The organism is Streptomyces sp. NPDC001770 (assembly GCF_053596135.1).
This window is the reverse complement of the sequence record NZ_JBSFFN010000010.1, coordinates 205,289-213,115: the sequence shown is the minus strand read 5'-3', so window position 1 is coordinate 213,115 and position 7,827 is coordinate 205,289. Positions and strand designations below refer to the sequence as shown.

Annotated in this window: 6 protein-coding genes and 1 pseudogene; 2 read left to right on the top strand and 5 right to left on the bottom strand. The window is 68.2% G+C overall.

The window, feature by feature from the left end; all coding sequences use genetic code 11:
- Positions 1–442: 442 nt before the first annotated feature.
- Positions 443–868, bottom strand: a complete 426-nt coding sequence (panD, locus tag ACWCSV_RS12190) for an aspartate 1-decarboxylase (protein WP_451141165.1) — start codon at positions 866–868, stop codon at positions 443–445.
- A gap of 668 nt (positions 869–1,536) precedes the next feature.
- Here panD and ACWCSV_RS12185 point away from each other — a divergent pair.
- Positions 1,537–2,064: an NUDIX hydrolase gene (locus ACWCSV_RS12185; RefSeq protein ID WP_451141163.1), complete on the top strand. Its 528-nt coding sequence runs from the start codon at positions 1,537–1,539 to the stop codon at positions 2,062–2,064.
- Between the two features lie 474 nt (positions 2,065–2,538).
- Here ACWCSV_RS12185 and ACWCSV_RS12180 read toward each other — a convergent pair whose 3' ends face one another.
- The 4 genes and pseudogenes from ACWCSV_RS12180 to ACWCSV_RS12165 form a co-directional block, all read right to left on the bottom strand.
- Positions 2,539–2,859: an RHS repeat domain-containing protein gene (locus ACWCSV_RS12180; protein WP_451141183.1), complete on the bottom strand. Its 321-nt coding sequence runs from the start codon at positions 2,857–2,859 to the stop codon at positions 2,539–2,541.
- Positions 2,860–3,166: 307 nt separating this feature from the next.
- Positions 3,167–3,301 (bottom strand): annotated as a pseudogene (locus ACWCSV_RS12175) (DUF6531 domain-containing protein); the annotation flags it as partial.
- 1 nt (position 3,302) lies between these two features.
- Positions 3,303–3,845 (bottom strand): hypothetical protein, encoded by a 543-nt coding sequence (locus ACWCSV_RS12170; RefSeq protein ID WP_451141161.1) that lies wholly within the window; start codon positions 3,843–3,845, stop codon positions 3,303–3,305.
- 322 nt (positions 3,846–4,167) lie between these two features.
- A complete protein-coding gene (locus tag ACWCSV_RS12165; protein WP_451141159.1) occupies positions 4,168–5,637 on the bottom strand; it encodes a non-reducing end alpha-L-arabinofuranosidase family hydrolase in 1,470 nt (489 codons plus the stop codon).
- Between the two features lie 611 nt (positions 5,638–6,248).
- Here ACWCSV_RS12165 and ACWCSV_RS12160 point away from each other — a divergent pair.
- A complete protein-coding gene (locus ACWCSV_RS12160; RefSeq protein ID WP_451141157.1) occupies positions 6,249–7,706 on the top strand; it encodes an endo-1,4-beta-xylanase in 1,458 nt (485 codons plus the stop codon).
- Positions 7,707–7,827: the final 121 nt, after the last annotated feature.

Sequence of the window (7,827 nt, the reverse complement as noted above, 5' to 3'; positions counted from 1 at the left end):
GGTTATACATGGGGTGCCAGAGCCTCACGCGCGAACGCGAGGGAGCACCGCCCCGGGCCCGCTGCCCGGGATCAGCCCGCGGGCTGCGGGGACGGCTCGGGGTCCGGTACTGGTTCGGGGCCCGGCGCCGGAGGCTGCGGAATCGGGTCCGGAGCCGGGCCGGGCGGTACGGGCCCGGGGCCCGGCGGCACCGGCGGCGGAGTGGGCACCGGCGTCGGCGGCCCGGGCACCGGCGGCGGGCTCGGCACGGGCGTCGGACGGACGGGATCGGGGTACGGCTGGGTCATCGCGGCCCTCCCATGGTGCGAACGGTACGAGTGGGGCTCATCCCCACCGTCTCCCGCTGCGGCTGCCCGCGCCTGCGGGGACCACACCTCCCACGCCCGGACCGCACCCGGTCGGCCCGGGGCCCGCCCGTACTGCCGCCGAACCCGCGTCGGCGTCAGCGGGCCGACGGGACCGCGTGCGGGCTGCGCTCGGTGGGGGTGCCAGGTACCGGCGCGGAGGCGTCGTTCCCCAGCGCGACGATCCGGTTCTCCGCGTCAACGTGCACCACACTGGGGACGAGCGTGCGCGCCTCCGCGTCGTCGACCTGCGCGTAGCTGATCAGGATGACCAGGTCTCCGGGGTGCACGAGGTGCGCGGCGGCACCGTTGATCCCGATCACGCCGGAACCCCGCTCGCCCTCTATGACGTACGTCTCCAGGCGGGCACCGTTGGTGATGTCGACGATATGCACCAGCTCGCCGGGGAGCAGGTCGGCGGCTTCCATCAGCCCCGCGTCGATCGTGACCGATCCCACGTAGTGCAGGTCGGCCTGGGTCACCGTGGCACGGTGGATCTTGGATTTGAACATGGTGCGGATCATCGGCGAACTCCTGAACTTAGGCTCCCTGCCTGCGTTTTTGCAGGTCAAGTGCTGTCCGCCTACCCTACAACGATTCGCATGTCCGGGCAGCATTCCCCAGGGTTTTCAGGACTCATGCCGACCACTTGCCGACCTGGCCGACACCCCGTCAGGGACGGCAGGCCTTCGTCCGCGCCCCGAGACCTCCCCGCGTGCCTTCGCAGCGCCTTCCCCTGGGCGTACGCAGTCGCTGCCGCCCCGAGGGCCTGGCGGCGACCCCACACCCCCCATGTGGTCGCGGGGGCTCGAAGGCGACGATTTCCGCGAATATGAGCTTCATTCATGCGGTCACTCTCTGTAGCGACACCGGGCGGGTGCAGAATCTTCCGGACCGGGTTCCATCGGCTTTGAGCGCGTCGACCTGGCAGAGGTCGACGCGGTTCCATGTGAGGACCGCCATGGTGCTGGGGACAGATACTTCTTGCGGGGGAACCCTGACAAGCACGATCGGCTCGCTCGGTCGGCGCGGGCTCGGTGGAATTGAAGAGGTGGATTCCGCCCAGGACCGCCCAGGCCCCTCGTTGGGGCTCGTACGAAGCATGGTTCACGGACTGCGTTCCCCTCGGGTTGGTTGGGCAGGATGAGGATGTCTGCGGTGCATGCGGCTGGGCACGCCTAAGGTGTGGCGGATGAGTCATCGTGAACCTGGTCAGCTGATCTTGAATGCAGCGGTCGAGGACGCCCGTTCGGCTGCACTGGAGTTCGACGGAGCCAGGACCTGGCTGGATGAAGCACGGCGGCTTCCGATGGAGCCGCTGGCGGCGGAGGTGTGGGTCACCGACCCCGCGCTGCGGTACATCGTTCTGGTCAAGCACCGTGTGCGCGGCTGGGTGCCACCGGGCGGCAAGGTCGAACCGCACGAGACACCCCGACGGGCTGCGGAACGCGAGCTGTTAGAGGAAACCGGACTGGGTGTACAGGTGCACGCTGAGCCTGCCGCTGTCGCGGTTCGCTCCTACCGGGCCGACTGGTCCCCGACATTGGGGCTGTCGTACGCCGCGACCGTTGAGGGCGACGTCCGACTCACGGGGGAGCCTGGCCAGCCTGCGGCGTGGGTCGACCTGGACGCCGACTGGGACAGCGTTTTTCCCGAGGACCGTGAGCGGATCCGTGCCCACGTCCGACTCCTGGCCGACCGGCGGGCCGGCACCTCTTGAGCGGGCCACCGAGCCGCCGTTCACAGGATCGCGTCAATCCGGTTCAGGTCCACGGCAGAGAGAACGATCAGCTCCAGTGAGTGCGGGAAGCGACACCACACCGATTCCAGCCCGAGGTTGAGCTCGACGTCCTCACGGCTCAAATGCGCTTCGGTGTACGCGGCAGTGCCCCGAGCACGCTGTTGCGGCTCGTCGGGGCGGGCCCACCTGGGCTCGCGGGTCTCCCGGGACAAGGAAGATCTGAACCGGTGACCCGGGCTTCGCAGATCCACCAATGGTGTCCGACTGGGCCGGTGGTTGTGCGGGCGGCAGCGGTTGGCCGCCACTGGTCCAGTGGGAGGTGGAGGCTCGTCACGGTGAGGCTGACCTCCGCTCGCGCGGAGAGCACCGTCCTCCTTGACGACCCGTGCCACCGTCGGTTCACCTCCGCTCGAGCGGAGGTGAACCGGCGGCGCGGGCCTTGCGGTAGCCGTACTAGGTGTCTTCTCCGCTCGAACGAAGGTGAGCCGAAAGCATCCCGTCCGGGCCCGTTGTCGTGGTCACACGGCCCGCGAGGTCGTACCCGTAGTGGAAGCTCGACCCGTTCCGGTCGGTCCAGGAGGTGATCCGCCCATCCGGGTCGCCACCGAAACGCAGGTGCAGGCCGGAGGAGTTGGTGACGGCGTCCCGGCTTCCGGCCGGCTCGTAGCCGCAGTCCAGGACGCTGACGTTCCCGCCTGCGGTGCGGAGGGCGAGTTCCGCCACACGGCCGTCCACGACATGGCACAGCACCTTGTAGCCACCGTGGTGGATCACCTGTGCCGGAGCACCGCTCGTGGTACGTCGGAAGGCGACCCATGGCCGTTCCGGTCCTCCACTTCCCTGAGCCAGAAGGCGGAGGACTGGTTGTACGGACTGCCGGTGAAGGTGCGCACCATCCCGTCGTGGCATCCACGACCAGGTAGGACGTCTCGCTGTTGTCCGTTCCACCGTGAGTCAGGGGCAATCGCGGCCCGGACACGGGCAGAACCCCCTCCGCGTCGCCAGGGGCCGGGAGATCGGGGTAGACGAGCACCGAGCCGTCCTCCCGTGCCCAGACCGCCATGCCTCCCCTGGGCTCCAGTTCGATGCGTTCGTCGAGCGTGGACGCCCAACTGCGCCCGAACCAGCGCCCGTAGCGGTATTCGGACAGATGGGTGCGGCGCAGCGGCAACGGCAGAACACCGGGAAGTACGAGATCGGACCGGGTGAGCGTCATTTCACCTGTCGCGATGTCGACCGGGTCGTTCTTGCACGTCTTCTTCTTCAGCGGGATGGAATGGCGTTGAGCGTCGTCCTTGGCGCTGTGGAGGGAGTCCGGCTGGATCCGGGTGCCGGAAGTTCCCGGCGCTCGTCGGAGACCGCCTGCCGTCCTGCGTGCGGCTTCGGTCGCCGTCGCCCCTTCCCGCCCCGGCGTCGATTTCCTTCACCCGGTCGTGAACGTCCTGGTCGGTGTCCTCGTGGATCTTGGAACTCCGGGAGAGGGCGTAGGGAACCCTCTTGCCGACGTGGTCGCCCATCTCGTCGAGCGCCTTGCCGAGCTTCTCCGTCACGCTCTCGACGGTGGGGTCCAGGACGGCGGTGAGAGAGTCCTTCCCCTTCGCCCGGCCATGGTGGTTCTTGGCCTTGACGAGCTTGCTGCCCGTGTTGTCGCGCATCCTCACCTGGACCCCGGCCAGCTGCGTCCGGACGGTTTCGTACGCCTCGTGGTCGATCCCCGAACCGTCGCGCGCCCCCGGGCCACTGCCGGAAACACCGTTCACCAGGAGAGCCCTTCACGGAGGACAGGGGGGACGGGGCGGGGCACTTCGCCTCCGAACGTGGGGAGAGCACGTAGCGGAGCGCCGCCTTCGCCCACCGGGGGGGGTCCCCTCCGCATGAGCGGACGCGGGACAGACGCTGCCGGCCCGGCCATGGACGGCCCGGCTACGGACGAGGCACCCGCACATCACGCTGGTGTGGGCCGACGACGGCCGCACCGGACGCATGGTCGACCTCGCCCGTGGCATCTTCGCCGTCGTGCCGGCCTCGTGCGGCACGGGGCACGGCCGGCCCGGTACGTGACCGGACCGGCCGTGGCACCCGTCAGTGCTGCAGCGTCAGCAGTCCCGGACGGTAGGGCAGGAGGCCGTAGTCACCCCCGGAGCTGGGACTGCGGCCCTGGTAGAGCAACTGCAGGTTGCAGGGATCGACGGTCATGGTCTGATCGGCGTTGGTGCGGATCAGTTCGCCGTGGCTGATGTCGTTGGTCCAGGTGGCGCCGCTGTTGGCCTTTCCGGCGAACGGATTGCTCTCGGTCGCGGCCTGGGGTGTCCACGACCCGTTCAGACTGGTGGCCGTGAACGAGCGGAAGTAGCGGCCCTGCGAGCCGATCGCCTCGACGATCATGAGGTACCGGTTCTGCCCCTGCAGCTTGTACACCTGCGGGGCTTCGAACAGGTTGTTCGTCGTGTCGCTCATGACCACGGTGGAGGACGTCCCGAAGCTGCCCGGGAAGTTCCCGATCGGCATGCCGGCCCGGTAGATCTTGCCGTTGTCACCGGCGAAGAACAGGTACATGTTCGTCCCGTCACCGATGAGCGTCTGGTCGATGGGTCCGGTTCCGGAGTCGCTGATGCTTCCGGAGAAGAGCACCTGCGGGGCGGACCAGCCGTTCGCGTTGGTGGGGTCGCTCGACGTCCGGTAGGAGAAGGCGGTCGCGCCCCACTGGTAGGTGAGCACCCATATGTTCTTCGGTGCGAAGTAGAAGAGCGTGGGCGCGACGGTCGCCGACGACATCGTGTTCTGGCCGGCCGATGCCATGTCCGACCAGTTGGTGAACAGGCCGAAGTTCATCGAACCCCAGCTCGTCCCGGTGTCGTGCGTCGTGGCGTAGACGAGTTGCTTGCCGTTGTACGGGACGACCGTGAAGTCCTTGAGCGAAGCCCAGCCCTGCTTGGGCTGCGCCAGCGCGCCCGTCGATGCCCAGCGGTAGGAAGACGGAAGGTCGCAGGTGCCGGTGCTTTCGCCGCCGCCGACCTTGACCAGCTTCCACTGCTGGTTGGTGCCGCCCCAGTCGTCGTACTGGACGACGTTCGCACTGTCGGCAGTGGAGGCGCCCTGCACTTCGAGAGCCTTGTTGGTGAGCCGTGAGATCAGCCTCACGTAGCCGTCCGGACTGTCGGCCAGCTTCCACTGCTGGTTGGTGGCGTTCAGGTCGGCCCACTGGACGATCGAGCCGCCGTTGGCGGTGGACCAGTTGTAGACGTCCAGCACTTTGCCCGAGTGGACGGACTTGATGCGGTAGTAGCCGTCCCCGGAGTCGGTGAACTGCCACTGCTGCTGCTTCTGGTCGTTCCGGGTCCACTGGGTGATGCGGGCGCCGTCCTCGGTCGCGAGGTTGTAGACGTCCAGAGCCTTGCCGCTGTTGCGGTTGACCAGAACGTACGAGGCGCCGGAATCGACGGTCGCCGCGGCGGCGGGCTGGGCCCCGAGGAAGCCGGCGACGAGCAACAAGGGTGCGAGGAGGGCGAGCAGGCGTTCCGGACGGGCCGGGAACGCGTGACGGAACCACATCAAAGGACCTCCTGGGAGGGGCGGGGTGAGGTGACCCGGCGGGCCGCGGTGCGGGGGTGCGGGAAGGCCGAAGCTTTTTCGAAAGATTGCGCAAAAGCTTCGCCCTCATGACGCCACAAGCTAGGAATGTGAGCGCTCGCAGTCAAGGTGTGCGACAGATCTGCCTGTAATGGAACTCGCCCCCGGGGGGCTCGACATGGCGTCGCTCCATGCGGATCAAGCAGGGTGGCGGGTCCGAGTCGACCATGGGTGGCCATGGCGAACATTCATGGGCAGGCTCACCCTCGTTGCGAAATGTTTCGAAGTGTTAGCGCGAACAATTCGCGTGCGAGGTATTGACGATCCACCGTCAAACCCTCAATCATCCCTGTCTGAGACGCCTGAAGCGGTCCGGGACGTCCCACCGTCGGTCTCGGGCGCTCCGTGCCGCCGGCAGATCCCCGCACAGCCGCACCACAGATCTCCGCTCAGCCGCACCACAGATCCGCGCACAGCCGCACGAGGATCCGCGCACGCGCCGGCCTGCCCGTCCGCCGACCGGATGAGGGCGGACGACGCGGCCCCGCCCCGCTTCGGCCCTTCCGCCGATTCCCCACTCTGGAGGCACAGCCATGGGCTCCTACGCCCTTCCGAGATCCGCACTCGGCCGGCCGCTCCGCGCTCTGCTGCCGGCGCTGCTCGTCGGCGTCCTGGGTGCGTCCGCCGCACTGGTCGCACCGTCGGACGCACACGCCGCCGAGACCACGCTCGGCGCCGCGGCGGCGCAGAGCGGCCGCTACTTCGGTACCGCCATCTCCTCGGGCAAGCTCGGGGACTCGGCGTACACCTCGATCGCGTCGCGTGAGTTCAACATGGTGACGGCCGAGAACGAGATGAAGATCGATGCCACCGAGCCGCAGCGGGGTCAGTTCAACTTCACCAACGCCGACCGCGTCTACAACTGGGCGGTGCAGAACGGCAAGCAGGTACGCGGTCACACCCTCGCCTGGTACTCCCAGCAGCCCAGCTGGATGCAGAGCCTGAGCGGCAGTTCGCTGCGCCAGGCGATGACCGACCACATCAACGGCGTGGTGGCCCACTACAAGGGCAAGATCGCCCAGTGGGACGTCGTGAACGAGGCTTTCGCCGACGGCAACTCCGGCGGCCGCCGCGACTCCAATCTGCAGCGCACCGGCGACGACTGGATCGAGGTCGCCTTCCGGACCGCACGCGCCGCCGACCCGTCCGCCAAGCTCTGCTACAACGACTACAACATCGAGAACTGGAACTGGGCCAAGACCCAGGGCGTGTACAACATGGTCCGGGACTTCAAGTCGCGCGGCGTGCCGATCGACTGCGTGGGCTTCCAGTCGCACTTCAACAGTGGCAGCCCCTACGACAGCAACTTCCGCACCACCCTGCAGAACTTCGCCGCTCTCGGCGTCGATGTGGCCATCACCGAACTCGACATCCAGGGCGCCTCGGCCACGACCTACGCCAATGTGGTCAACGACTGCCTGGCCGTCTCGCGTTGCCTCGGCATCACCGTATGGGGCGTGCGGGACTCCGACTCCTGGCGATCGGGAGACACGCCGCTGCTGTTCAACAACGACGGCAGCAAGAAGTCCGCCTACAGTGCCGTCCTCAACGCACTCAGCAGTGGCTCGTCCGGCGGTGGCGACGACGGTGGCGGCAATGGCGGCGGCCGGAGCGGACAGCTCAAGGGTGCCGGTTCGGGCCGTTGCGTGGACGTGCCCAACTCCGCCACGGCGGACGGCACCGCGGTCCAGCTGTACGACTGCCACAGCGCCGCCAATCAGCAGTGGGAGCTCACCTCCGCCGGTGAACTGCGGGTCTACGGCAACAAGTGCCTGGATGCCGCGGGCAGCGGAAACGGCGCCAGGATCCAGATCTACAGCTGCTGGGGTGCCGACAACCAGAAGTGGCGCCTCAGCTCCGACGGGTCCGTGGTCGGCGTCCAGTCCGGGCTCTGCCTCGACGCCGTGGGCGCCGGCACCGCCAACGGCACCCAGCTCCAGCTCTACACCTGTTCGAGCGGCACCAACCAGCGCTGGACCCTGTCGTCCTGACACGGTCTGCCGCCGCCCTCCTCTCCTGAGGAGAACATCGCCGACCGGCCCGGAGGGTCGCCGCCGTGACGGCGGCGACCCTCGTGGCGTGCACCGCCGCCCCACCCGCGGAGCTGCCCCC

What these genes read in the sequence shown, in the direction of transcription:
- panD (WP_451141165.1), bottom strand. Translation starts at nt 868, where the DNA reads ATGATCCGCACCATGTTCAAATCCAAGATCCACCGTGCCACGGTGACC.
- ACWCSV_RS12185 (WP_451141163.1), top strand. Translation starts at nt 1,537, where the DNA reads ATGAGTCATCGTGAACCTGGTCAGCTGATCTTGAATGCAGCGGTCGAG.
- ACWCSV_RS12165 (WP_451141159.1), bottom strand. Translation starts at nt 5,637, where the DNA reads ATGTGGTTCCGTCACGCGTTCCCGGCCCGTCCGGAACGCCTGCTCGCC.
- ACWCSV_RS12160 (WP_451141157.1), top strand. Translation starts at nt 6,249, where the DNA reads ATGGGCTCCTACGCCCTTCCGAGATCCGCACTCGGCCGGCCGCTCCGC.